Source organism: Shouchella hunanensis (assembly GCF_028735875.1).
Classification (GTDB): Bacteria; Bacillota; Bacilli; order Bacillales; family Bacillaceae_D; genus Shouchella; species Shouchella hunanensis.
Genome location: NZ_CP117834.1, coordinates 1,501,065 through 1,527,113, shown reverse-complemented (window position 1 = coordinate 1,527,113; position 26,049 = coordinate 1,501,065). Strand labels below are relative to the sequence as shown.

The following is a 26,049-nucleotide window of genomic DNA, read 5'->3' as shown; positions in this document are numbered from 1 at the left end:
TTTTACTGTTCAAATTCTTTTTTTTGACTGTTTCTTTTTCATACGAATCGCTTTAAAAAAAGTGGATAACAGTTGACCACTCTCTTCTGCCAAGACACCACTTTTTACTTCACAGCGATGATTAAAGCGCGGCTCTTCTAATAAGTTCATTAATGTACCAGCACAGCCAGCTTTATAATCAGATGCGCCAAACACCACTTTGGGTATTCGTGCCTGAACAATAGCTCCTGCACACATAGGACAAGGTTCTAGCGTTACATACAAAGTGCATTCCTCTAGACGCCAGGTATCTAACACATTACATGCTTTCTGAATAGCCAAAATTTCTGCATGAGCCGTCGCAAGCTGATCCGTTTCCCTTAAATTAAATGCTGACGCAATTACTTTATTATCTTTTACAACAACAGCACCAATTGGGACTTCATCATATACAAGTGCTTGTTTTGCTTCTATTAGCGCATATTCCATCCACTCTTCATCACTTTGAATGACCACGTTTTCAGCCCCTCTATAGATACAAAAAAACGACCACTCATCTAGGGTCGTGTACATGTTATAAGAAAAATGGCGGAGGAAGAGGGATTCGAACCCCCGCGGGCTTTAACACCCCTGTCGGTTTTCAAGACCGATCCCTTCAGCCGGACTTGGGTATTCCTCCGTATCAACTGACAAAGACTATCATACACCCTTTTAATTAAGAAAGCAAGAAAAAACTGCCGATTAATCGACAGTTTTTCGGTAACACGATTACTCAACAAAGTGAGCTTCGTTTAACACCCAGTTATCTGTAGGTGTAACAATGATGCCTTGAACTTGGTCACGAACACCGTGTAGGTATTGTGTGTAGTGAGTAAAGACAAGTGGTACTTCTTCATTTGCAATTTCTTGTGCTTGTGCATAAAGATCCATACGTGCATTTTCGTCTACTTCAGCTACTGCTTCGTTAAGAATCTCATCAAGTTCAGCGTTTGAATAGAACGCACGGTTACCTGAAGAACCGAAGTTATCAGTGTGGTAAAGAGGAGCAAGTGCATAGTCCGCGTCACCAGTTGCTGAACTCCAGCCAAGGATGAACATTTCGTGCTCACCATTCGCAGTATCTTCTAAGTACGTAGCCCACTCAACTTGTTGTACTTCAAGTTCAATGTTTAGCTCAGCAAGCGCTGACTGCATATACTCAGCTAACTGAATACGTGCTGGTGAATCGTTTGTCATAATGCTTGTTGAGAAACCATCTTCATAGCCAGCTTCAGCTAATAGTTCTTTCGCTGCATCTACATCAAATGGTAATGCCTCTGCATTTTCGTCGTGACCAATGACACCAGGCGCTACTGGAGAGTTAGCCGGGAAGCCGTATCCTTCTAATAAGTTGTCGATAACAACTTCTTTATCAACAGCCATTGCGATCGCTTGACGTACACGTACATCATCAAACGGCTCAACTTCTGTGTTAAATCCGAAATAAGAACCAGAAATACTATCTGTTACTTTAAGATCAGCATCGCCAATACCTTCAAGCTGTGCTAAACCAGCAGCATCTAAAGTAATAAAGTGAGAATCTCCAGTTGTAAGTTCAGCTAAACGAGCAGATGTGTCTGGAACTGTTTTGAACGTAACAGAGTCTAAAATAGCAGGCTCCCCACTCCAGTGGTCGTCGTTACGTGTAAACACTAGATCTGAACTTCCAACTGTACCACTTTCATATTTAAAGTAACCAGTACCTGCAGGATTTGCGTTAACAGCAGTATAAGGCTGTTGACCATCTTCCATTGCAGCGTAGTCTTCTTCAATGACGTCAGGGCTGATCATAAATCCGCCACTATGCGCAAAGCTGAATAAGAACGCTACATCTGGCTCTTCAAGAACAAATTCGATTTCATAATCACCTAAAACGTTAATTTCTTCAATTCCTTCAAATAGGAACGCACGCTGAGAACCAACTGCTTCATCTGTAATACGCTCAATGTTTGCTTTTACAGCATCCGCATTAAATTCTGCGCCATCGTGGAATGTAACGCCTTCTTTAAGTTGGAACGTTAGCACATTCCCTTCATCATTCCAGCTGTAATCTTCAGCTAGTACGTTTTGAAGGTCCATGTTTTCATCGAATGTTAATAATCCCTCATAAACCTGGTACTGAACGTGACCAGATGGAACGTCGTTTACTTGGTGTGGATCAAGACCAACAATATCAGATTGTTCAGCGAGTACTAGATCTCCGCCTTCAACCGCTTCTCCTGTTGCATCTTCACCGTTATCTCCGTTAGAGCTACCGCCGTCCCCTTGTCCATCATCGGCGCAGGCAGCAAGGCCTAAAGTAGCTGTAAGAGCGAGTACTGCATAAAAAGGTGCTTTGTTTCTTTTCATAAGATGTATCCTCCCTTTGTTACTAGTGTGAGTTTTCTGTAAAACAAGCTAAACTACATAATATATTACACTATTATTCAAGAATATCAACAAAATTTTTAAACAATTATACAACCTATTGTTCCTAGTACATAGTTATATCCTTATATCGTATTTATTTCCACTTTCATCCTATTAAATAAGGAACCTCGATAATGTTTCTCAATTAATTTATCAGAAATAAACAAATTAAATGACTTTAGTCTTGTTTCATTGATTCTATATAGAATTATGAATAAACAATCTCTACTATTAGAGAAAATCTAAAAATTCCCTTTGAAGTAATGAGGCTCTTCCTATAAAATACTATATTAAGATTATAAAATCTGATTGTTTTTCTAAATTAGGCTAGTGTATAATCAGACGATGCGAATAACGCTTAGAAAGAAAGGAAGTTGGACATGTCTCAGGAAACGAATAGCCAAGCGCAGATTCCAGTAAACCCTCAAAAGCCTTGGATTAGAAACTGGAAAGCTTTTTTAGGCCGATTATTGTCAAATAAATCTGCAGTTTTCGGTGGATCCCTTATTATCATCTTAGCTATCATTGCTCTTATTGGGCCGCTTCTCGCTCCATACGGTATTGATGACAAAGATTATGCAGTCCGTCTACAAGGTCCATCAGCAGATTACTGGTTTGGAACCGATCATCATGGTCGCGACGTATTTTCTAGAATTCTTCACGGAATGAGTATTACCTTTCAAATTGGTTTTGTCTCTGTTGCAATAGCTGGAACTGTTGGTACCATAGTAGGAATTGTATCAGCTTATTACGGTGGCTTTATTGATACTATTATTATGCGTATTATGGATGTTTTAATTGCTTTCCCTAGTATTGTTCTTGCACTAGCAATAGTGGCAACATTAGGACCTGGTTTGAATAATATCATTCTCGCCATTGCTGTTAGCTCATTTCCAGTCTTCGCAAAAATTGCCCGAGGGTCAACGTTAGCAGTAAAGAAATTAGAATATATTGACGCCGTTCGTGCGCTTGGAGCGTCAGATTCACGTATTATCTTTAAACATATTTTACCAAATACAATGTCACCATTAATTGTACAAACTACATTATCTATCGCTACAGGCGTTTTATCAGCTGCAGGCTTATCCTTCTTAGGTTTAGGATCTGCTCCACCATCTCCTGAATGGGGCGCAATGTTGAACACAGGACGAGAATATATGTTCCAAGCTCCACATTTAACGTATGCTCCTGGTTTAGCCATTGTTGTCTTTGTACTTGCCTTCAATGTATTTGGTGATGGATTGCGAGACGCACTTGATCCGAAATCGACAAAATAAGCTAAGAAGAGAGGTGTAAGAATGCTTAAATTTATCGTACGTCGACTTATTCAATTAGTACCCGTCATTATTGGCGTTACATTACTCGTTTTCTCATTAATGCATTTTATTCCTGGTGATCCAGCGCAAGTTCTTGCTGGTGAATCAGCTACACCGCAACAAATTGAAGCGGTTAATGAACGTTTAGGCTTAAATGATCCTTACCCTGTTCAATACTTTCGATACATGACTAATTTAGTTCAGCTTGATTTAGGTAACTCTTTGCGTAGTGGTCTACCTGTATCAGAAATGATTGGTGACCGCATCTGGGTGACCGTTGAACTTGCTTTTTACAGTACTATTTTAAGTATATTTCTAGGCATTATTGCTGGTGTGTTAGCAGCGACTAAACACGGTTCATTCCGTGACTCCGCGATTATGGTTGTTGCCCTTTTCGGGATGTCAATGCCGAACTTCTGGCTTGGTCTCGTGTTAATTCAATGGTTTGTTTTAGGTAATGTCCCGGTTCTTGGTAACTGGATTAATTTTGAATGGTTCAGTCCTACTGGCTGGGGTAGCTTTAGTCAGATCGTTTTACCTGTCTTTATGCTAGGTATTTCTGGTGCCGCAATCATTGCCAGAATGACCCGTTCAAGTATGCTTGAAGTCATTCATCAGGATTATATTCGTACAGCTCGTGCAAAAGGGGTAAAAGAACAAGTTGTTATTTATCAGCACGCTTTAAAAAATGCGTTAATCCCTGTTATTACTGTTACAGGCCTGAGCTTCGGTAGCTTACTTGGTGGAGCCGTATTAGCAGAAAGTGTTTTTGCGATTAACGGCATGGGAAGAATGATTGTTGATGCCATTAGTAACCGTGATTTTCCTGTTATGCAAGGTGGTATTCTAGTTGCTTCCCTATTGTTTGTTCTTGTTATGTTCTTAGTAGACATTGCTTATCGTCTTGTAAATAAAAGAGTGGAAACAGAATAATAGAATTTACCGTAGAAAGGTGTGAGACGATTGAGTAAAGATGCAATCCTACAAGTCCGCGATTTGCGTACATCTTTTTTCACTAAACAGCTTGAAGTAAAAGCTGTTGATGGCGTAACATTTGATGTTGAAAAAGGAAAAACAATCGGGATTGTTGGTGAATCTGGTTCTGGTAAAAGTATCACTTCTCTATCGATTTTAAACTTGCTATCTCATCCAGGAAAAATTGTTGGAGGAGAGATTCTTTTTAAAGGAGAAGACTTATCCGAGAAATCACCAGCACAAATGAGAAAAATCCGTGGAAATGAAATCTCAATGATTTTCCAAGAGCCGATGACTTCTTTAAACCCTACGTTTACAGTTGGCCGTCAAATTAGTGAGTCCTTTCAAATTCATGAAAAGTTATCAAAAAAAGAAGCGCGTAAACGTTCAATTGAAATGCTTAAGCTCGTAGGCATTCCTTCTCCTGAGAAGCGTATTGATCAATATCCATTTGAACTTTCAGGTGGTATGCGTCAACGGGTTATGATTGCCATTGCCCTTGCATGTAAACCAGAGCTACTCATTGCTGATGAGCCTACAACCGCTTTAGACGTTACCATTCAAGCTCAGATTTTAGAATTAATTAAAGAACTACAGCGTACATTAGGTATGTCCGTTATTATGATTACGCACGACCTTGGTGTCGTTGCTGAAACGTGTGACAATGTTGCCGTCATGTATGGTGGACAAGTTGTCGAGTATGCACCAATTAATGATTTATTTAAAAACCCTAGACATCCGTATACGGTAGGTCTCATGAACTCCTTACCGAAACATGATGAAGATGTTGAAGGAGATTTAACCATTATTAAAGGTTCTGTACCAGCACCAGCTGACATGCCAAAAGGATGTCGATTTGCGCCACGTTGTCCGTTTGCAAGTGAGATCTGTAAAGAACTTCCTGAATTGCAAACAGAAGAAGATGGGCGTCAAGTACGTTGCTGGATTTATACAGATAAATGGGAAGGTCCGGAGGTGAATGTTCGTGCCGAATACGTTACTAAAAGTAGCTAATTTAAAACAATATTTTCCGATAAAAGGTGGCTTCCTTGGTCGTACCATAAACCATGTTAAAGCGGTTGACGATATTTCATTTGAGTTAAACGAAGGTGAAACAGTTTCGATTGTAGGGGAGTCTGGTTGCGGAAAATCCACAACAGGCCGTGCTATCCTTCGCTTAGACGAACCAACTGAAGGCATGGTTGAATTTGAAGGTGAAGACATTCTTTCTTTGAATCGCGCAAAGATGCGGAAAAAGCGCGATGATATGCAAATTATCTTTCAAGATCCATACGCATCCATTAACCCGCGTCAAACAGTTAGACAAGTTCTATCAGAAGCGTTAACGATCCAAAACATTGCACCTGCTAGAGAGCATGATGGTATTATTCGTGAACTGATGAAAACAGTAGGTTTGGGTGAGCACCAAATTGATCGTTTCCCACATGAATTTAGTGGTGGTCAACGTCAACGTGTGGGAATTGCTCGTGCTTTAGCGGTTAATCCAAAATTAATTATTTGTGATGAAGCTGTTTCCGCACTTGACGTATCAATTCAAGCACAAGTTATTAACTTACTGAAAAAGCTACAAAGAGAACGCAAATTAACGTATTTATTTATTTCACATGACCTTGGGGTTGTTCGTCACATTTCTGATCGAGTCATTGTTATGTACCTTGGTAAAATTGTTGAAATGGGCGATAAAAAGTCTGTGTTTGATAATCCGCAACACCCATATACAAAAGCATTACTATCAGCAATTCCTAGTACGGACCCTAATACGAAAAAAGACCGTATTATTTTAAAAGGTGATGTGCCTTCACCAATTGATCCACCAAGTGGCTGCCGTTTCCACACACGTTGTCCATTTGCTACTGACAAGTGTCGTACGGAAAACCCTGAACTTCGTACTACTGAAGATATGAAGGAAGGCCACAAAGGCGCATGTCACTACATGGAAGAGATTACAGCTGGCACTATGGAGCCTGCATATTCATAAAAAAACGAGTTAGCTGATCACAGCTAACTCGTTTTTTTATAACACTTTACTCAAAAAAGCCTTCGTCCGTTCGTGCTGTGTTTCATCAAATAGTTGTTGGGGTGTGCCTTCTTCTACAATCTTCCCATCATCCATAAAGAATACTCGATCTCCTACTTCTCTTGCAAAACCCATCTCATGCGTCACAACGACCATCGTCATTCCTTCTAAAGCCAGTTCCTTCATGACACCGAGAACATCACCAACAAGCTCTGGATCAAGTGCTGATGTAGGCTCATCAAATAACATCACTTTTGGATTCATGGAGAGCGCACGTGCAATTGCTACTCGCTGCTTTTGACCTCCAGACAGGCTTGCAGGATAAGCATCCGCTTTGTCACTTAAACCCACTTTTTCAAGCAAGGCCAATGCCACATCAATCGCTTCTTCTTTTCTTGCATTTTTCACTTTTAGCGGAGCAAGTGTAATATTTTCTAAAACGGTCTTGTGGGGGAATAAGTTGAAATGCTGGAACACCATCCCTACTTCTTGACGAATCCGATTTAAATCTGTGCGCGAGTCAGCGATATTCTCCTGTTCAATATATACTTCTCCAGAGGTAATTTCCTCAAGCCGGTTTAAACAGCGCAAAAAGGTACTCTTCCCTGATCCTGATGGACCAATCACACATACAACTTCCTTTTCATGAATTGTCGTTGAAATCCCTTTTAGCACTTCATTTTTCCCGAAGCTTTTATATAAATTCTTTACAGTAATCATTAGTGGTCAAGTCTCCGTTCTATATAACGTAATAAAATAGAAGCTGGTATCGTTATGGCTAAGTAAAATAAACAAACGAGTAAGTATGTATCAAAATAAGATGCAGAAATTCCGGTATAGGTTCTACTTTGATACATCAGATCTGCAACGGCAATCGTTGATAAGAGCGATGTATCTTTTAAACTGATGACAAATTGATTCCCAAAAGGAGGAATCATTACCTTTACTGCCTGTGGCCATACAATATGCCGCATCGTCTGCGTTCCTGTTAAGCCTAAAGAACGCCCTGCTTCCATCTGTCCCTTATCAATTGATTGTATCGCTCCACGGACAATTTCGGCAATATATGCGCCTGAATTAATCGCAATAACAAAAATTCCTGTGTATAATGGATCAAATCTGACACCAAAAATACCAGGGATCCCGAAGTGAATAAAGAAGATTTGTGCTAATAGCGGTGTACCTCGAATAACTTCTACAAAAACCACTGCAACAGCTTTTATCAGCTTGAAGCGAGAAAGTTTCATAAGACCTACTAAGGAACCAATAATGCTTCCAAAAAACACCCCGACTAGCGTAATAATAATTGTTAACTTTAACCCTTCTACTAAAAATGGAAAGGCACCAAAATCAAAATCCATTCTACCTCTTCCTTTCAATTAAGAAAGTTGCTCACCTTGTTGTATGAGCAACTCAATTTCAATTACATTCCTTCAGGTCTTTCTCCAAAATAGGTTTCGTAAATATCTCCGTAGGTGCCATTTTCCATCAACGTCGCTAATGCTTCATTGACATCGTCAACCAAATCAGACCCTTTTGGAAAAGCAATCCCGTAATCTTCACCTGTTAACAAATCACCCACAATCTTCATTGAGCCTTCTCCTTGCTGTTGGATGAAATATTGTACGTTCGGCATATCATAAAGTGCCGCATCAACGTGACCAGCAATTAATGCTTGATAGGCTTCTGTAATTTCTGGATACGCATCAACTTCTGCATCTGTTTGTTCGTCAAGATACGTTTGACTTGTGGAAGATAGTCTAGTGGAAACTTTATGATCACTAGTGAGATCATCAATGGACTGAATTGTATCATCGTCCTGCGCAACGGCTAACACTAGACCTGACTCGTAATATGGATCAGAAAAATCAATATTCTGCTTGCGTTCTTCTGTGATGCTCATGCCGTTTATGGCTGCATCATAGGATCCTTGTTCAATTCCTGACAATGCACCACTAAAATCCATTTGATGAAAATTCACTTCGAATCCCGATTCCTCTGCAATCGCTTCCATCAATTCAATGTCAAAACCGGTTAACTCATTTGTTTCTAAATCAATAAATTCAAATGGAACAAAATTGTTATCTGTCGCAATATCATATGTAACGACTTCCGTATTTTCATCATTCGCTGTTGAATTTGTTTCTCCGCTCGATGTTTCATCACTTCCACAGGCTGCTAATACGAGAACTGCTCCTGCAACCGTTACTGTTCCGACTATTTTTTTCATAGTTGTTCTCCTTTTTGTTCTTTTCTGTTTATTCTCATTAGTTTAACATGTTCTGTTCATAAAGACAAAAACCAAACGAGACGATATTTTATCATGGTAACGCCTATAACAGCCTATAGAGAAACAAGCTTTCTCATCCACACATTAAGCACCATTTCCACCTATATGCAAAAAAGGATTGAAGGCTATTTCCTTCAATCCATATAGTGTCATCTAAGCAAGCTTAAAGCAAATCACTTTCTCTTCAGTCATTTCATGTATCGAAAATTTCACACCTTCTCGCCCGACACCTGATTGTTTTGTACCGCCAAATGGCATTGCATCAATGCGAAAGTCCGTACTATCGTTAATCATCACACCGCCAACGTGAAGCTGTTTAATCAGGGTAAACGCTCGCTGTAGGTCTTTCGTAAAAAGACCAGCTTGTAAACCGTAGTCTGTTTGATTCGCTCTTTCTACTGCTTCCGTAAGGGTACGGAAAGAATAAAGCAAAACAACAGGGCCAAATACTTCTTCTCTTCCTAAATGACAATCTTCTGGAACATTTTCAAGCACAGTTGGGTCATAAAAAGCCCCGTCTCGTTTGCCCCCTGTAAGAATGGTTGCACCTGTCCGCTCTGCGTCTTCCACCATAAAAGCCACACGCTTTGCTTCTTTTTCATTGATTAACGGCCCCATACTCGTTGATTCATCAAGCTTTGGACCAAGCTGATATCGCTTCGTCTCTTTCACAAACTGATCTTTAAACTCTTTATAAATGGATTCATCAATATAAATCCGCTGCACACCGATGCAGTTCTGTCCTGCAGCCCAAAAAGCGCCGCTTACACATGCAGGTATAGCTTCTTCGAGTGAAGCATCCTCCAGTACGATCACAGGAGAATTTGAGCCAAGTTCCATGCTTTTCTTTTTTAATCCTGCTTGATTGGCAATCTTTAATCCAGCTTCCATCCCACCTGTAAATGAAATCATTCGCACATCTGGATGGGTCATTAAGACATCACCTATCTCAGACCCTACACCTGTAATAACAGAAAGAATGCCTTTTGGCAGTTCTGCATAATCGAATGCTTCTGCTAGAAAGAGAGCACTAAGAGGGGTTGCCGTTGATGGTTTTAAAACAATTGCGTTCCCAGAAGCAATTGCAGGACCAACTTTATGGGCAACTAAATTTAATGGATCGTTGAATGGCGTAATCGCCCCAATAATGCCTAACGGGACTCGTTCATAATAGCCAAATCGACCAACTCCTCCTTCAGATTGGTCAAACGGAATGGTTTCACCTGTTACTCTTCGCGCTTCCTCTGCCGATAACCGCAACGTCTCTACACATCGACCTGCTTCTTTTCTTGCTTCTGTAATCGTCTTACTACCCTCCAGAGCAATCGTTCTAGCGTAGGCTTCTTTATGTGCCGACACATAATCAGCCGCTTTATTTAAGATATCCATTCGCTTATACACAGGTAAAAGAGCAGATACTTGAGCACCTTTCTTTGCTAGCTCCACTGCTTCTTCCATGTCTTTTCGGGAGGCACGTGGAACGACTGCAAGTAAGTCATCATCTTCTGGATTACGCACCTCCAGTACACGTTCCCGTTCAACCCAATCACCTGCAACAAACATTTTCTGACGCTTCAAATCTACCTTCATAGGAATAACCTCCTAATGTATCATCGTCGTATTTGATTGGCTTTGCACGTGCAGATGGCAGTAAATTAAATCAATTAAAAGAGCATACCCGGTTTCACTTTTCCCTGCTCCGGCTCCTGTTAACGTAATATCACCAGACATATTACATGAATACGTAATGGCATTTGTTGCACCGCCAATGCTTGCTAAAGGATGCGTAAGAGGAATTTCGACCGGCTTCACAGATGCGTGTATCTCACCATTTGCTCCTTCTTCCACTGTACCGAGCATCTTCCAACAAGTCTGCTTTTCGTTAGACATTAAGATAGCCTCTTGAGTTAAGGTATTTAAACCTTGTCGCTCAACTTTTTCTACAGTAATATCTTTACCCATAATAGCATTTGCGAGAATAACGACTTTGTACATGGCATCGTAGCCTTCAACATCACTCGTTGGATCTGCCTCTGCATATCCTTTTTCTCGTGCTTCCTTTAAGGCACTTTCATATGAACAGCCTTGTTCCATTTGTGTAATCATGTAATTGGTTGTGCCGTTTAAAATTCCACTAATCTTCGTAATTTTATTTCCAATTAATGTTGTCTTCGGAAGTCGTAATGACGGCGTTCCGCTCATAACAGTTCCCTCATAGCCAAGAAACACGTTGTTTTCTTTTGCTAGACTCTCAAGCTCTTTTAATGCAAGAGCAATGGGGCCTTTATTCGTCATCACAACGCTTTTTTTGTGTTGAAATGCTGTTTTACAGTGGGTGATAGCTGGCTCTCCTGTTTTTACATTTGTATAAGTAGCTTCAACGACGACATCTGCGTTGCTTTCAATAATGGTTGCAATGGCATCAAGATCACGAATTAAACCTTTTGAATGAGGGTAATCCTCAAGGGAACCTGTTGTTTCCAATGTATGAAGGAGTAGCTCTAAATCAAGGCCATTCGGATCATAGAGAGAACCTTTCTTAAAATCAGATATGGCAACGACCATTGGATCAAAGCCAACCTCTTCTTTCGCCTTCCCACAATTATGAATAAGATGCTCCACGAGCCCTTGCCCGACTACTCCAAATCCGAGTAATGCTAATTTAAGCTTCATTGTCAATTCCCCCTTGTAATGCAGCCAACGCCATTGAAGCTAACAAAGTTGCCCCCTTTTTCAGACATGCTTCATCAATTTGAAAAAGCGGCGTGTGTAAATCATATTGACCATGCTCGGGTTTACACCCTAAAAAGAACATAGCAGATCGCGTTTTTTCCGCTGTATGGGCAAAATCTTCACTCCCCATACCATAGGGAGCTTCCACAATCCGATCGTCTGGATAAAGCTTTTTAGCCGTTTCCACGATTACATCAACAGCCTCATCGTTATTTACGAGAGCCGGCTCACCAGAGTCAATTAGGCAAGTGCCTTCTCCACCGAATACATTTGCTAATGTAAAAGCTTTTTTTATTTCCTCAATTAAGTCGTTTCGTGTAGCTGCCGAGTAACAACGTACGGTTCCTTCCACATATACCTCAGACGGAATCACATTATTAGCCCTTCCACCTTGAATAATGCCTATACTTAATACAGCTGCCTCTAACGGAGAAATAAACCTGCTTTGTAAGCTGTATAATGTAGGCAAAATTTGAGACAGCAACCAGACAGGATCCGTTCCTAAGTGAGGATAAGCACCATGTCCACCGGTTCCTTTTATTGTCCCTTTAAACACGTCTAAGCTACCCATAGCTGGTCCTTTGTAAACTTGAATGGCATCCGGCGTGAGCCACGGACACATATGGAGAGCAAACGCCATATCAACATCGTCATACACACCTTCTTTTACTAAATACAACCCACCTGATGTATTCGTTTCATCCGTCGATTCTTCTGCTGGTTGGAACACAAATTTAATTGTACCTGTTCTTGATTTATGGTTGAATTGTTCTGCAAGCAACGTTGCGGCGCCAAGTAAAATGGCCGTGTGAGCATCATGGCCACACGCATGCATTACCCCAGGATGTTCGCTAGAAAAGGAGACATCTGCCTCCTCTTTAATTGGCAATGCGTCCATGTCGGCACGCAATGCAATCGTTGGTCCAACACCATTTGATAATGTTCCTACGACCCCATAACCAACGTTTGACTCAAAAACGGTCATTCCCGGTATGCTTTCTAGCTGTTTTTTGACGAAAGCAGAGGTTTCTTTTTCTTGAAAGCTACACTCAGGATATCGATGCAAATGGCGACGCCATTCAATAAGCTGCTCTTCTATTTTAAGAGCATAATCTTTTAACACTTCCACATTAAACGCCTACTTTCACTGCCTCAAACGCTTGTTTAAAATCTTGAATAATATCATCTGCATCTTCAATCCCACAAGAAACGCGTATGAGGCCTTCTGGTATGCCCATGGCTGCACGTTCTTCTGGTGTACATTCCACGTGACTCGTTGTTCTTGCAGGTCCTACTGTCGTCTCTACAGCACCTAAGTTAGCAGCTCGATTAGCAAATTGTAATTTCGGCAATAGATGACGAACCGTATCCACCCCTCCAGTAACAGCAAAACTCAACATACCACCAAATCCTGACATTTGTTCTTTCGCAATGGCATGATTTGGATGGTCTTCAAGACCTGGATAAAAGACTTGTTCCACACCTTCGACCGTCTTTAAATACGTTGCTAGTTTCATTGCTGTTTCTGCCTGTCTCTTTACTCGCAGATCTAGCGTTTTCATACCACGCAATAGAAGATAAGCAGCCCAAGGATCCATTGTTGCACCGTTAATTTCACGGTAATGATAGATGGCTTCGATCAGGGCGTGATCGTAGCCTACGACAACACCGCCTAATGCATCGGCATGACCGCCTAGAAATTTGGTAGCACTATGCAGAACAAGATCAGCTCCAAGTTGCAACGGATTTTGATTTACTGGGGTAGCGAACGTATTATCGACAACAACTAGCGCTCCTGCTTGATGACCTGCTTGAGCACATTTCTTTATATCCGTAATTTTCACAGTTGGGTTTGTCGGTGTTTCTAAATATAAAATTTTACAGCCTTTCGCTGTTTCCTCTATTAGTTGTTCATGATTACCTGTTTCACAAAATTGCACATCCACGCCTATATTCGGCAAAAATTCTGTAAAAATTTTGTTCGTACCGCCATACGTATCTTTAATTGTCACAACACGATCACCAGGACGAAGAAATGTATATAACGTGTTTGAAATGGCGGCCATTCCAGTAGAAAAACTCGTCGCCGCGTTAGCGCCTTCTAATATCTTTACTTTGTCTTCAAATGCTTGCACAGTTGGATTTGTGTTTCGTCCATATATATGACCTTTTTTGCGTCCGATTGCGACTTCATACCATTCATCCATATCGTCATAGCCAAATGCAACGCTAGGTATAACAGGCACCTGGGTCGCTCCATGTACAAGATATTCTTTTTCTCCTGCCCAAACAGCTTGGGTTGCTAATGTTGGTTTGTGTTGTCCTGTCATATCTTCATCCCCTTATTTTTGATTAAGATGCTGAGTCAATCGACGTATTTGATAATAGCTGTCTAGGAAAATCTGCTAGCAGCTCACAACTGTCCTTTGTAATTCGAATCGATTCACTAATCTCGACTCCAAAATCTTCGTACCACATACCGGGAATAACATGAAATGCCATATTCTCTTTTATTTCTGTCTGATCCCCTTTTCGTAAGCTTGCAGTGTGCTCACCCCAATCAGGTGGATAATTCAAACCGGTTGAATAACCTAACCGCGACTCTTTCTTTAATCCATAACGATTAATAGTCTTTTGCCAGACTGCCTCGACTTGTTCACACGTGACACCAGGCTTAATAAAAGCCATCACTTCATTTAACCCTTCTACGACAATGTCTGCTACATCTGAGACACGCTGCTGTGGTTTTCCAATTGTAATCGTTCGAGCTAAAGGTGCATGATAACGCTGATGACAACCTGCCAGTTCAATGATGACCGTTTCTTCACTCGGATAGCGTTGGTCCGTCCACGTAATATGAGGGGCGCCTGTTTTAATACCGGCAGGTAGCAATGGTACAATGGCTGGATAATCGCCACCACTTTCATCCGTTCCTGATAGTTGTGCATGGTAAATATCAGCAACCACATCACATTCTCTTGCACCAGCTTGAATGGCATTCATGCCTGCATACATAGCTTTAGAAGCAATTTTTCCCGCTTGCTTCATATAATGAATCTCTTGTTCTGATTTTATAATTCTGACCCAGTTTACGAGGTTTGTAGCATCGATAAAGGTTGCATTTGGTAAAGCTTGATTTAAGCGATGATGAGCCTGTGCGGTATAGTAATACGTATCCATCTCAACACCGATGGAGCGATTCGATTGACCAATGTCTGCAAGGACCTTGCCGATAAAATCCATTGGGTGCTCTTCCCGAGACTGTACAAAATAGTCCGGATATGAAATAATCCGTTCGTGCATCAGCCATGTTGTCTGCTTAGCGACATTCGCATCCATCCCTCTACCAAGCCATATCGGCTGTTCCTCATCAATGAATAAGACTAACATCTGATGAACATAAAAGGACCAGCCGTTAAAACCAGAGAGATAATTCATATTGGCTGGATCCGTTATGAGTAAGACATCAATTCCCCTTTTTTCCATCTTCTTTTTTGTATTCGCAATTCGTGCTTGAAACTCCTCTAACGTAAACGGGAACATTTTCTGGCCTCCTTATAGATGTAAGCTATTCTCTATGTACAGTATATAGAGCCCCTCTATTGAACGTAATGGAAAAAATGTATGAAAATTAGGTATATTCATTATACAATTTTCTTTTCAAGTCACTTTTTCCTTTTGTAGCAAGGATTTTGAACGTCAGATCTTATTCCACACACAAAAAAAACACCTACAGCTGAGGTGTCTCCATATTCTTATTTATTTGATACGTACGAATACATAAATCCAACAAAAAAAGGTTATCAGGATTCGCAAGAGATAAGCCTGTAATGGTCTCAATTTTTCTAAGTCGATATAATAGAGATTGACGGTGAAGGTGCAAAACACGAGCTGTTTGAGACACCTTATTTTGATTTCGCTGGTACACAATAAAGGTTTCAAGTAAATCAATTTCTCTCATTGTCGAATAATCAATAAGCGGTTGAACGTAACCGGTGATTAACTCTTTAATTTCACCAACTGTACCGATTTTGTGCATGACTCGATCAATTTTCGTATCGCTGAAATAAATTCGACTGCCTTTACCAAGTCGACCCAACCCTAATTGCAGTGCCTGTTTTGCTTCTGTAAAACGAGTTGCAAATCTATTGGGCTCAATGGCTGCATCTCCTATTGCCCAAGTAAGTTCAACATCAGGCAATAAATGATCCAATCTACGGTATAATAAGTCTAAAAAACTATTGACCGTTGCTTTATAATCCTCTGCAGAAACCTCTAAGAAGATGACCATTTGACCATCTAAAAAAGTTGACATACATCCTCGTTCAATCGTCGACCCTGCGAAATAAATTTCTTCCTCAATGTAATGAATCATACTCGTTAACCATTCTTCATAAGTAGCCGTTTGACCAATTTGCGAGAATAACGTCTCAAAATTATGAGGAAAACCAACGATTGCAAGATAAGATAAATGTAAATTATAGCCAAACGCACGTGCTTTTGCATGTAGAGGCTTTGTGTGAATCCCATTAGCTAAATCGGCAACGAAATTATCTCGAATCCTTGCCTCCGCCTCTTGAACAGCGTTTTCCTGTAAAAACCAGAACGCGGCTGCGGTTACTGTATGTTCTAAAATAATGAAAAAGCTTTGTTCATCAATTTTGTCTGATCCACTCAGTGGCGTTGTAAACAAATAGCCTTGAATATCATGATTTGTTTGGATAATTGGTAATACATACAACGTATTCTCTCCCACAACAATTTCTTGAATTTTGCTTTCAAGAGGATGGTGTTCGCTTGAGGAATCAAATGCTTTCACGTCGTTTAACGCATTTCGTATTTGCTTTTCAAATGAATGGGAGGCAAGATGACTTCTCCCCTTTAACGTACCTACATGATCTGTTATGACGATAGGTACCGCTATACAGTTCGAAACATGGTCAGCGATTGTTGATAATCGATTGCCTGCAAGAGTAAGGGAGAGTAATTCTTGTTGAATATGCTGCGTAAATCGGAGATGCTCTTGCTTTTGATCTAACAAACGGGCAGTTACCGCTTGCGTTAAATCAGCAAATCGAATTTCCCATGGCAAAAATAGAATGGGAAATTCATGTTCTTCTGCTAGTGCTTTCGCGTCTTCATATAACTCAAATATATAGCGACCTGTCGCTACTGCTAACGCAGCAGCTTCAGATTTAATGACGTCGGATACAAATTCATAAAATTGTTTTGGATCATGACCGTAACCAATACCTGTTGTTAAAACAAGTTCGTGTTTACGTATAAAGTTTTCTACTGGTGCCTCGGTTATAGAGACCCACTCCACTTGTTTATTGCCTACATGCTCAATAGCAGTTTTAATCGTAGCAGGCTTCATGATGTCTAACTTCATGATTTCACTTAAATTTAACATGACTTTGCACCCCTATTCTGCAGCTACATCTCTCAATAAAGACCAGGTTTGCGGTCTTTTAATAATGGAATATCTTCTCTAATCTGTTCAACCTCCTTTTTCTTCAAAGCTGCAATAATCGTTCCTTTATCTTCAGTTGCTTCTTCTACTACATCACCACTTGGTCGAATAACAACCGAATGACCACCGTACGCGGTTTGAGTATCAGACCCTATGCGATTAACACCAATAACGTATACTTGGTTTTCAATCGCTCGTGCTTGAAGCAATGTACGCCATACAGCTGTTCTTGCTTTTGGCCACTCAGCAGGAATGACTAATACATCTGCACCTGCTAACGTTAGTTTTCTTGCCAATTCAGGAAAACGTAGGTCATAGCAAATCATTATGCCTATCGTTAACCCATCTAAAGTAAATAAACGTGGCGGTTCTTGACCAGCTGCAAAAAAATCAGGTTCGTTTAGCATTGGCACTAGATGCACTTTATCATATTGATTAACCAATGCCCCTTCTTTGTTATAAACAAGAGCTGTATTGTAAAACTTATTTTCTCTTTTTGTAACGATTGATCCTCCAATTATATGCACCTTATAGGTGTTAGCGAGTTCAACCAACAGGGCTTTTGTTTGTTTTTCTTGAGACGCTATCTGTTCTAATTGATCATACGCATAACCTGACGACCACAATTCGGGTAAAATAACACAATTCACACTTTTCTCTTTAGAAAGCTGTTCCATCCATGCTGTCACACGCTCACTATTTTTCTTAACATCACCAAGTTCGATATCCCCTTGATACAGTGCCACTTTCATTATATAATCAACTCCCTCTTTCGTTTATGTACCCAAATAGTGAAAAAAGAAGCAGCCACAATAGAACTGCTTCTTTCATTTACTTAATTAAACCAGCCAGATACTGTATCAGTAAGACTCGTCCACATGCTTGAGAAGAATGAACCGATACCTCTCATTGACATTGTAAACCAGCCAGCTTCTTCAATATCTTCTGTTGCTACTAGTGCAACTCCGCTTAACTGTGTTCCTTGAATGTATTCCGTCGGATCATCAAAGTTCACTTTTAACGTACCAATTCGCTCGCCTTCGCTTATTGGTGCGACAAGTTCTCCATTTTCATTCAAGAGCTTTTCATCAAGAACGACTTCGAGTGTGTAGTCTTGATTTGCATTTTTTGGTGTTGCTACATTCAAGTTTTCGGAAGTGACAACGGAGACTTCTGTTTCTTTTCCACCGCTAACAGTGAACGTGTTGTCTTCTGGCTCTTGGCCTTCTTCCACAACAGTAATGTCTTCGAACTGATCAAATCCATAATCAAACAATTTCGCTGTTTCATCAAAACGTTCTGTTCGAATTTGTGGATCTCCTGCATTCATTACAACCGTTATAAGTCGGGTACCGTCTCGTAAGGCTGTTCCTGTGAAACTGTTCCCTGCAGCATCTGTAGTGCCCGTTTTTAATCCATCTGCGCCTTCGTATTCATGACTCATACCTGGTAACATTTGATTCCAGTTTGGCATATTTACCGTTTCATCTGGTCCCGCTTGGAATTCAGCAAAAGGAATACTTGCTGTTTCTAACACTTCCGGATAATCATTTAGTAGATGAAAAGCAAGTTGTGCAACAGAACGAGCGGACATAGTTGTTTCTGCGTCTGCTGGAGTACCGTCCGGATGATGACCATCTAAACTAGAATTCGGCAAACCACTGGAGTTTACAAAATCATAATGATCAAGGCCTAATTCTGCTGCTTTCTCATTCATTTGCTGAACAAAAGCCGATTCTGATCCAGCAATATGAGAAGCAAGTGCCATTGTCGATGCATTTGCAGAATAGATAGCCATTGATTCATACAGATCCTTCACCGTATAATCATAGTCCGAACGTAACATTACATTCGAAAGACCGCCTTGGTGTGATAAAGGGTATAGATGATCTTCAATTGTAACCGTATCATCCCAAGAAACTTGGCCTTCTTCAATCGCTTCAAACAACAAATACTCTGTCATCATTTTTGTCATACTTGCGATAGCTAACTGCTCATCTATATTATCTTCATAAAGGATTTGTCCTGTATCTCCATTTATCATTATTGCAGCAGACGCATCCACATTTATTGTATTCGCCTCTGCTTTTTGATAAGGTACTGTTACTAGAGCTAAAATTAATGTGAACAATAAAGACATTCTTGCCCACTTCGCTCGGTTATTTCTTTTCAAAACGACACCTCCACTATTTCTACACATGTTTCTTATTGTATCATGCTAACATACAAAAAAATAGATAGGGAAGTCCCTATCTATTAGTCAAAAGTTTGTCGATTATAACGAATAATTTGGAGCCTCTTTTGTTATTTGTACATCATGTGGATGGCTCTCTTTTAAGCCTGCACCAGTAATTCGGACAAATTGGCCTTCTTCTCTTAAGTTTGTTAACGTAGCCGTTCCACAGTAACCCATACCAGCACGAACACCACCAACCAATTGGTGAACCGTATCCGCTAATGGTCCTTTATAAGATGTACGTCCTTCAATTCCCTCTGGAACAAGTTTTTGATTATTTTCCTGGAAATAACGATCTTTACTTCCCTTTTCCATCGCTCCAAGTGAACCCATGCCTCGATAGACTTTGTATTGGCGCCCTTGATAGATTTCAGTCTCTCCAGGGCTCTCAGAAACACCTGCCAGCAAGCTACCTAGCATCACAGCATGTCCACCAGCAGCTAATGCTTTAGTAATATCACCAGAGTACTTAATACCCCCATCAGCAATGATCGGCACACCATGTTTTCTTGCTTCTGTCGCACAATCATACACGGCAGTAATTTGTGGAACACCAATTCCAGCAACAACACGTGTTGTACAAATAGACCCTGGACCAATTCCTACTTTTACAACACTTACACCAGCTTCAATTAATGCTTTTGTTCCTTCAGCAGTAGCAACATTCCCTGCAATAATGGTGAGGTCTGGATAATTTGCTCTTACATCAGCTACTTTATTTAATACACCCTGTGAATGACCATGTGCAGTATCAATGACAATAGCATCTGCTCCTGCTTTTACAACCGCCTCAATTCGAACATCAGCATCTGCAGACACACCAATCGCTGCACCTACAAGAAGACGACCTTGCTTGTCTTTCGCTGAATTAGGGAATTCAATTACTTTTTCAATGTCTTTAATTGTAATTAACCCTTTTAACACACCTTCATCATCAACGAGTGGTAATTTTTCAATCTTATATTTTTGTAAAATTTTCTCTGCTTCTTCTAAAGTCGTTCCAACCGGGGCTGTAACAAGACCTTCCTTCGTCATGACATCATCAATTTTAATGGAATAGTCTTCAATAAAGCGTAAGTCACGATTTGTTAGAATCCCTACTAAATGTTGAGAATCGTTTACGATAGGTACACCTGAAATACGATATTTACCCATTAAATGCTCAGCATCAAATACTTGGCGATCTGGTGTTAAGAAAAATGGATCTGTAATAACGCCACTTTCAGAACGTTTGACTTTGTCAATCTGTTCAGCTTGCTCTTCGATGGACATATTCTTATGAATAATACCCATACCACCTTCACGAGCAATCGCAATAGCCATTTCCGATTCCGTTACAGTATCCATACCAGCACTTAAAATTGGAATATTTAACTTTACATTTTCACTTAACTTTGTTGCAACTGAAACATCTCTTGGAAGAATTTCAGATTTAGCCGGTAAAAGCAAAACATCATCAAATGTTAAGCCTTCTTTTTTAAATTTATCGTCCCACATCGTATTTGCCCCCTTAAAAAAGCCAGAAAATATTATTAGTAGCTTATCAACTGGGCAAACTACTGTCAAGACAAGGGTTTAAGTAGCACTTTTCTGAATTCACTGTACATAAGGATGGATCCCTCTATGAATGATTTTACCTTTTTTGAATCAGCCAGTTTTACACAAGATTTTCTAAAAGAACAGTATCAGCTTTTTGAAAAAGAAGATGTTGCCTCTTCTAAAAGCTACATGAACTCCTATCGATTTATGTATCATATTCAACATGGTCAGCTCTACTACACTCAGGCTAAGCAAGCTCCTGTAGCGATCAAGCCAATGCTTTTATTTTATGGACTTTCTCAGCTTTTAAAAGCCTGTATTCTCAAATACGACCCAGACTACCCAGCGAAATCATCCGTATTGTCTCATGGCGTCTCGACAAGAAAAAGAAAGAAGCAAGGCTATTCGTTTTTAGCTGATGAAGTAAAAGTACAACAAGATGGCTTGTTTCCCCACCTGATGCAAAAAATGTTTCACATGAAACCAAATCAATATTCTGACAAATACTCCATGGCTCTCTTATTTAAACAACTACCACCAATGCAAGATGCTTTTGTTCACCTGCTTGCTGAACAACCTTATTACTATGGAACACTTAACAAAAATCAATCACTCACTTTCCCTTCCAGTGTGCTTGATGCCTATCATATGACAGCTGAACGATTCAAGGATTATTTAGTCAGCTATGGCTACAAACAAACGTTAAACATTAGTGAACAAAAGGATACGATTGTCTTACACCCTATTGATGTATTAAAAGAACGAAACATCAACCCACTTCTATTTGTAAATGAAAAGACATATGCTCTCCATTCAAATAAAACAGACTACATGAAGCTCCCAACTTTAATGGTCTACTATCTTGTGCTCTATAACCTCAGCATGATTTGCCGCTATGAAACAGAATGGTGGGGAGAGAGATTGCATACATTAGATTGTGATGAAATGCCGTTCATTAAGAATTTCTTAGACCTTGTAGAAAAAGATAGTCAACAGGTTGTTCTCAAAAAAATAATACAACGCTAACCTAGCTTATTGTTGAAGGCGATAGCCTTATCAATTTAAAAGTCATTTACAAGCCTTTTATTGCGTGAAACGAGTAACCCCCATATGAGGCCCTCTTTTGTTTCGTTTTATTCTTTAGTAAGCTTTCTACTGCCTATGGAGGCATTTAAATCAAGACGTTTTAGATGACAACGTCCCTTGGCTTCAGGGTGGTTTTCTTCGAGGACGTTCCTCTTGTTAATTGATCCACGATGCTTCCCATGAAGCTTTTACGAAAACAACCCTTTCGTCTCACTGGGGGGTGCACGCTGCTTTCCTTCGTTGTTTTTTCATGGTGTTCTTTTTTATCGTGCTCGTATTTTACGGCGGTTTTCTTTGTCTGACTCGCTTCTGTCGAAGCGCAGCTCTTTTGCACCTTTCTTTCTACGCAAAAAAAAGACACCTTTTCAGGTGTCTTTCTGATTGCCTGGCAACGTCCTACTCTCACAGGGGGAAGCCCCCAACTACCATCGGCGCAAAAGAGCTTAACGACCGTGTTCGGCATGGGAACGGGTGTGACCTCTTTGCTATTGCCACCAGACTTATTTTGACGTCAGATCAACGGCGAATCTCTTCGTCCTATTTGTGTCTTTCTGTCAGTCACGTACGCAAGTACGCTCCTTCCTTCAAGCACTTCTAGTCCTCGATCTTCTTGTTGCTCTTTGTCAAAGGAATGAAATCCTTCTTGTTAAAAAGAATCGGTGATTCTTTCAAAACTAAATCAAATCATCATACTCAAACTCAAGAAATTTAGGATAAGCCCTCGACCGATTAGTATCAGTCCGCTCCATGTGTCGCCACACTTCCACTTCTGACCTATCAACCTCATCATCTCTAAGGGGTCTTACTGGCTTACGCCATGGGAAATCTCATCTTGAGGGGGGCTTCATGCTTAGATGCTTTCAGCACTTATCCCGTCCATACGTAGCTACCCAGCGATGCTCCTGGCGGAACAACTGGTACACCAGCGGTATGTCCATCCCGGTCCTCTCGTACTAAGGACAGCTCCTCTCAAATTTCCTACGCCCGCGACGGATAGGGACCGAACTGTCTCACGACGTTCTGAACCCAGCTCGCGTGCCGCTTTAATGGGCGAACAGCCCAACCCTTGGGACCTACTTCAGCCCCAGGATGCGACGAGCCGACATCGAGGTGCCAAACCTCCCCGTCGATGTGGACTCTTGGGGGAGATAAGCCTGTTATCCCCAGGGTAGCTTTTATCCGTTGAGCGACGGCCCTTCCATACGGCACCGCCGGATCACTAAGCCCGACTTTCGTCCCTGCTCGACTTGTAGGTCTCGCAGTCAAGCTCCCTTATGCCTTTGCACTCTACGAATGATTTCCAACCATTCTGAGGGAACCTTTGGGCGCCTCCGTTACTGTTTAGGAGGCGACCGCCCCAGTCAAACTGCCCACCTGACAATGTCCCTGACCCGGATCACGGGTCGAGGTTAGAATGTCAGCACCATCAGGGTAGTATCCCACCGACGCCTCCACCGAAGCTAGCGCTCCGGCTTCCAAGGCTCCTACCTATCCTGTACAAATGGTACCAACACTCACTATCAAGCTACAGTAAAGCTCCATGGGGTCTTTCCGTCCTGTCGCGGGTAACCTGCATCTTCACAGGTACTATAATTTCACCGGGTCTCTCGTTGAGACAGTATCCAAGTCGTTGCACCATTCGTGCGGGTCGGAACTTACCCGACAAGGAATTTCGCTACCTTAGGACCGTTATAGTTACGGCCGCCGTTTACTGGGGCTTCAATTCAGAGCTTCTCCCTTACGGGATAACCCCTCCTCTTAACCTTCCAGCACCGGGCAGGTGTCAGCCCCTATACTTCGCCTTACGGCTTCGCAGAGACCTGTGTTTTTGCTAAACAGTCGCTTGGATCTATTCACTGCGGCTCTCTCGGGCTTTAACACCCTAATAGAGCACCCCTTCTCCCGAAGTTACGGGGTCATTTTGCCGAGTTCCTTAACGAGAGTTCTCCCGAGCGTCTTAGAATTCTCTTCTCGCCTACCTGTGTCGGTTTGCGGTACGGGCACCTGTATTCTAACTAGAGGCTTTTCTCGGCAGCGGAGGATCAGGGATTTCGGACCCTTGGGTCCTTCACGGTCACAGCTCAGCCTTCACGGAACACGGATTTGCCTATGTTCCAGCCTTGCATGCTTCGACGCGCACAGCCAGCGGCGCGCTCACCCTACCTTTCTGCGTCCCCCCATCGTTCAAACAAATACGAGGTGGTACAGGAATATCAACCTGTTGTCCATCGCCTACGCCTTTCGGCCTCGGCTTAGGTCCCGACTAACCCTGAGCGGACGAGCCTTCCTCAGGAAACCTTGGGCTTTCGACGGAGGGGATTCTCACCCCTCTTTTCGCTACTCATACCGGCATTCTCACTTCCAAGCACTCCACTAGTCCTCACGATCTAGCTTCACAGTCCTTGGAACGCTCCCCTACCCAATCCCTACTGGGATTGCCATAGCTTCGGTGATACGTTTAGCCCCGGTACATTTTCGGCGCAGAGTCACTCGACCAGTGAGCTATTACGCACTCTTTCAATGATGGCTGCTTCTAAGCCAACATCCTGGTTGTCTAAGCAACTCCACATCCTTTTCCACTTAACGTATACTTGGGGACCTTAGCTGATGGTCTGGGCTGTTTCCCTCTTGACTACGGATCTTAGCACTCGCAGTCTGACTCCCGAGTTAAAGTTTTTGGCATTCGGAGTTTGACTGAATTCGGTAATCCTGTGGGGACCCCTCGTCCAATCAGTGCTCTACCTCCAAAACTCATCACTCGAGGCTAGCCCTAAAGCTATTTCGGGGAGAACCAGCTATTTCCGAGTTCGATTGGCATTTCACCCCTACCCACACCTCATCCCCGCATTTTTCAACATGCGTGGGTTCGGGCCTCCAGTCGGTGTTACCCGACCTTCACCCTGGACATGGGTAGATCACCCGGTTTCGGGTCTACGACAACGTACTTACTCGCCCTATTCAGACTCGCTTTCGCTACGGCTCCGCCTCATCAGCTTAACCTTGCACGTTATCGTAACTCGCCGGTTCATTCTACAAAAGGCACGCCATCACCCATTAACGGGCTCTGACTAGTTGTAGGCACACGGTTTCAGGATCTCTTTCACTCCCCTTCCGGGGTGCTTTTCACCTTTCCCTCACGGTACTGGTTCACTATCGGTCACTAGGGAGTATTTAGCCTTGGGAGATGGTCCTCCCGGATTCCGACGGGGTTTCACGTGTCCCGCCGTACTCAGGATCCACTCTGGAGGAAACGAAGTTTCAGCTACAGGGCTGTTACCTTCTTCGGCTTGTCTTTCCAGACAATTCACCTACTCCGTTTCTTTGTAACTCCGTATAGAGTGTCCTACAACCCCAAGAGGCAAGCCTCTTGGTTTGGGCTGATTCCGTTTCGCTCGCCGCTACTCAGGAAATCGCATTTGCTTTCTCTTCCTCCGGGTACTTAGATGTTTCAGTTCCCCGGGTCTGCCTCACCCTGCCCTATGTGTTCAGGCAGGAGTACCATCCCATTACGGATGGTGGGTTCCCCCATTCGGAAATCTCCGGATCAAAGCTTACTTACAGCTCCCCGAAGCATATCGCTGTTCGTCGCGTCCTTCATCGGCTCCTAGTGCCAAGGCATTCACCGTGCGCCCTTTCTAACTTATCCATTTTTACTTCAGATTCCCTTCGTATCTCTTCGTCTGGTTCCTGTCTTTCTGTCAGTTACGTAGCGAACTACGCTCCTTCCATCAAGCATTTCCCATCCTTGATCTACTTGGGTCTCTTTGTAAAACAGTTAACCTAAAAGGTTTATGAATTCTTGACGTCTCGTTCAAACAGTTGTAACACCGATGAACAAAACTAATTTGAGTTGATTGATTATGATTTAGTTTTCAAAGAACCATGCCTACAGGATGTAGGTACCAGGCGTTGCCACAGGACGTGGCGTTCTAAGCG

19 protein-coding genes, 1 tRNA gene and 2 rRNA genes are annotated in these 26,049 nt (G+C 41.8%); 5 read left to right on the top strand and 17 right to left on the bottom strand.

Annotation, left to right across the window (positions count from 1 at the left end):
- Positions 1 to 9 precede the first annotated feature (9 nt).
- The 3 genes from tadA to PQ477_RS07750 form a co-directional block, all read right to left on the bottom strand.
- Entirely contained in the window at positions 10 to 489 is a 480-nt protein-coding gene (gene tadA / locus PQ477_RS07760; RefSeq protein WP_274273556.1) for a tRNA adenosine(34) deaminase TadA, read from the bottom strand.
- A 76-nt stretch (positions 490 to 565) separates the two neighbouring features.
- A tRNA-Ser gene (locus PQ477_RS07755) sits at positions 566 to 658 on the bottom strand.
- Between the two features lie 89 nt (positions 659 to 747).
- Entirely contained in the window at positions 748 to 2,367 is a 1,620-nt protein-coding gene (locus tag PQ477_RS07750; protein ID WP_060706006.1) for a glutathione ABC transporter substrate-binding protein, read from the bottom strand.
- 440 nt (positions 2,368 to 2,807) lie between these two features.
- On the opposite strand from PQ477_RS07750, the gene PQ477_RS07745 reads away from it, so the two are divergent.
- From PQ477_RS07745 to PQ477_RS07730, 4 genes are read left to right on the top strand one after another with little or no spacing between them, the layout of a single operon-like run.
- The gene (locus tag PQ477_RS07745) at positions 2,808 to 3,704 is read left to right on the top strand and encodes an ABC transporter permease (RefSeq protein WP_274273323.1); all 897 of its coding nucleotides are present in this window, start codon (positions 2,808 to 2,810) and stop codon (positions 3,702 to 3,704) included.
- 21 nt (positions 3,705 to 3,725) lie between these two features.
- Entirely contained in the window at positions 3,726 to 4,676 is a 951-nt protein-coding gene (locus PQ477_RS07740) for an ABC transporter permease (protein WP_035397844.1), read from the top strand.
- A 21-nt stretch (positions 4,677 to 4,697) separates the two neighbouring features.
- Positions 4,698 to 5,732: an ABC transporter ATP-binding protein gene (locus tag PQ477_RS07735; protein WP_035397846.1), complete on the top strand. Its 1,035-nt coding sequence runs from the start codon at positions 4,698 to 4,700 to the stop codon at positions 5,730 to 5,732.
- Positions 5,698 to 6,717: an ABC transporter ATP-binding protein gene (locus PQ477_RS07730; protein ID WP_274273322.1), complete on the top strand. Its 1,020-nt coding sequence runs from the start codon at positions 5,698 to 5,700 to the stop codon at positions 6,715 to 6,717. Before PQ477_RS07735 ends, PQ477_RS07730 begins: the two co-directional genes overlap by 35 nt.
- Positions 6,718 to 6,753: 36 nt before the next feature.
- Here the strand turns inward: PQ477_RS07730 and PQ477_RS07725 are convergent, their stop codons facing one another.
- The 12 genes from PQ477_RS07725 to guaB form a co-directional block, all read right to left on the bottom strand.
- Positions 6,754 to 7,476, bottom strand: a complete 723-nt coding sequence (locus PQ477_RS07725) for an amino acid ABC transporter ATP-binding protein (RefSeq protein WP_274273321.1) — start codon at positions 7,474 to 7,476, stop codon at positions 6,754 to 6,756.
- On the bottom strand, positions 7,476 to 8,117 hold the full coding sequence (locus tag PQ477_RS07720; RefSeq protein ID WP_035397851.1) for an amino acid ABC transporter permease: 642 nt from the start codon (positions 8,115 to 8,117) through the stop codon (positions 7,476 to 7,478). Before PQ477_RS07720 ends, PQ477_RS07725 begins: the two co-directional genes overlap by 1 nt.
- Positions 8,118 to 8,179: 62 nt before the next feature.
- Positions 8,180 to 8,986, bottom strand: a complete 807-nt coding sequence (locus PQ477_RS07715) for a transporter substrate-binding domain-containing protein (RefSeq protein WP_035397853.1) — start codon at positions 8,984 to 8,986, stop codon at positions 8,180 to 8,182.
- A gap of 213 nt (positions 8,987 to 9,199) precedes the next feature.
- Positions 9,200 to 10,636 carry an aldehyde dehydrogenase family protein gene (locus PQ477_RS07710; protein WP_274273320.1) on the bottom strand — a complete coding sequence of 479 codons (1,437 nt, stop codon included), beginning with the start codon at positions 10,634 to 10,636 and terminating at the stop codon, positions 9,200 to 9,202.
- 12 nt (positions 10,637 to 10,648) lie between these two features.
- Entirely contained in the window at positions 10,649 to 11,719 is a 1,071-nt protein-coding gene (locus tag PQ477_RS07705) for a homoserine dehydrogenase (protein ID WP_274273319.1), read from the bottom strand.
- Entirely contained in the window at positions 11,709 to 12,908 is a 1,200-nt protein-coding gene (locus PQ477_RS07700) for a M20 metallopeptidase family protein (protein ID WP_274273318.1), read from the bottom strand. The genes PQ477_RS07705 and PQ477_RS07700 overlap by 11 nt, the downstream gene beginning before the upstream one ends.
- A gap of 1 nt (position 12,909) precedes the next feature.
- On the bottom strand, positions 12,910 to 14,109 hold the full coding sequence (locus PQ477_RS07695) for a cystathionine gamma-synthase family protein (RefSeq protein ID WP_144557353.1): 1,200 nt from the start codon (positions 14,107 to 14,109) through the stop codon (positions 12,910 to 12,912).
- A 22-nt stretch (positions 14,110 to 14,131) separates the two neighbouring features.
- The gene (locus PQ477_RS07690) at positions 14,132 to 15,322 is read right to left on the bottom strand and encodes a M24 family metallopeptidase (RefSeq protein ID WP_274273317.1); all 1,191 of its coding nucleotides are present in this window, start codon (positions 15,320 to 15,322) and stop codon (positions 14,132 to 14,134) included.
- A 187-nt stretch (positions 15,323 to 15,509) separates the two neighbouring features.
- Positions 15,510 to 17,192 carry a PucR family transcriptional regulator gene (locus PQ477_RS07685; protein WP_274273316.1) on the bottom strand — a complete coding sequence of 561 codons (1,683 nt, stop codon included), beginning with the start codon at positions 17,190 to 17,192 and terminating at the stop codon, positions 15,510 to 15,512.
- A 32-nt stretch (positions 17,193 to 17,224) separates the two neighbouring features.
- Complete coding sequence (locus PQ477_RS07680) at positions 17,225 to 18,004, bottom strand: carbon-nitrogen family hydrolase (protein ID WP_035397861.1); 780 nt, start codon at positions 18,002 to 18,004, stop codon at positions 17,225 to 17,227.
- Between the two features lie 83 nt (positions 18,005 to 18,087).
- Complete coding sequence (locus PQ477_RS07675; RefSeq protein WP_274273315.1) at positions 18,088 to 19,425, bottom strand: D-alanyl-D-alanine carboxypeptidase family protein; 1,338 nt, start codon at positions 19,423 to 19,425, stop codon at positions 18,088 to 18,090.
- 102 nt (positions 19,426 to 19,527) lie between these two features.
- Positions 19,528 to 20,985, bottom strand: coding sequence for an IMP dehydrogenase (guaB, locus tag PQ477_RS07670; protein WP_274273314.1), 1,458 nt, complete (start codon positions 20,983 to 20,985; stop codon positions 19,528 to 19,530).
- Between the two features lie 126 nt (positions 20,986 to 21,111).
- Here guaB and PQ477_RS07665 point away from each other — a divergent pair, with 126 nt between their 5' ends.
- Positions 21,112 to 22,053 (top strand): YaaC family protein, encoded by a 942-nt coding sequence (locus PQ477_RS07665; RefSeq protein WP_274273313.1) that lies wholly within the window; start codon positions 21,112 to 21,114, stop codon positions 22,051 to 22,053.
- Positions 22,054 to 22,496: 443 nt separating this feature from the next.
- Here PQ477_RS07665 and rrf read toward each other — a convergent pair.
- Positions 22,497 to 22,612: ribosomal RNA gene (rrf, locus tag PQ477_RS07660) — 5S ribosomal RNA — on the bottom strand.
- Positions 22,613 to 22,822: 210 nt separating this feature from the next.
- Positions 22,823 to 25,759: ribosomal RNA gene (locus PQ477_RS07655) — 23S ribosomal RNA — on the bottom strand.
- Positions 25,760 to 26,049 lie beyond the last annotated feature (290 nt).

Excerpts from the sequence above, each read along its gene's own strand:
- PQ477_RS07720 (WP_035397851.1), bottom strand. The coding sequence starts at position 8,117 with ATGGATTTTGATTTTGGTGCCTTTCCATTTTTAGTAGAAGGGTTAAAG.
- PQ477_RS07680 (WP_035397861.1), bottom strand. The coding sequence starts at position 18,004 with ATGAAAGTGGCACTGTATCAAGGGGATATCGAACTTGGTGATGTTAAG.
- guaB (WP_274273314.1), bottom strand. The coding sequence starts at position 20,985 with ATGTGGGACGATAAATTTAAAAAAGAAGGCTTAACATTTGATGATGTT.
- PQ477_RS07715 (WP_035397853.1), bottom strand. The coding sequence starts at position 8,986 with ATGAAAAAAATAGTCGGAACAGTAACGGTTGCAGGAGCAGTTCTCGTA.
- PQ477_RS07710 (WP_274273320.1), bottom strand. The coding sequence starts at position 10,636 with ATGAAGGTAGATTTGAAGCGTCAGAAAATGTTTGTTGCAGGTGATTGG.
- PQ477_RS07695 (WP_144557353.1), bottom strand. The coding sequence starts at position 14,109 with ATGACAGGACAACACAAACCAACATTAGCAACCCAAGCTGTTTGGGCA.
- PQ477_RS07685 (WP_274273316.1), bottom strand. The coding sequence starts at position 17,192 with ATGTTAAATTTAAGTGAAATCATGAAGTTAGACATCATGAAGCCTGCT.
- PQ477_RS07740 (WP_035397844.1), top strand. The coding sequence starts at position 3,726 with ATGCTTAAATTTATCGTACGTCGACTTATTCAATTAGTACCCGTCATT.
- PQ477_RS07725 (WP_274273321.1), bottom strand. The coding sequence starts at position 7,476 with ATGATTACTGTAAAGAATTTATATAAAAGCTTCGGGAAAAATGAAGTG.
- PQ477_RS07730 (WP_274273322.1), top strand. The coding sequence starts at position 5,698 with ATGTTCGTGCCGAATACGTTACTAAAAGTAGCTAATTTAAAACAATAT.
- PQ477_RS07690 (WP_274273317.1), bottom strand. The coding sequence starts at position 15,322 with ATGTTCCCGTTTACGTTAGAGGAGTTTCAAGCACGAATTGCGAATACA.
- PQ477_RS07750 (WP_060706006.1), bottom strand. The coding sequence starts at position 2,367 with ATGAAAAGAAACAAAGCACCTTTTTATGCAGTACTCGCTCTTACAGCT.
- PQ477_RS07705 (WP_274273319.1), bottom strand. The coding sequence starts at position 11,719 with ATGAAGCTTAAATTAGCATTACTCGGATTTGGAGTAGTCGGGCAAGGG.
- PQ477_RS07665 (WP_274273313.1), top strand. The coding sequence starts at position 21,112 with ATGAATGATTTTACCTTTTTTGAATCAGCCAGTTTTACACAAGATTTT.
- PQ477_RS07745 (WP_274273323.1), top strand. The coding sequence starts at position 2,808 with ATGTCTCAGGAAACGAATAGCCAAGCGCAGATTCCAGTAAACCCTCAA.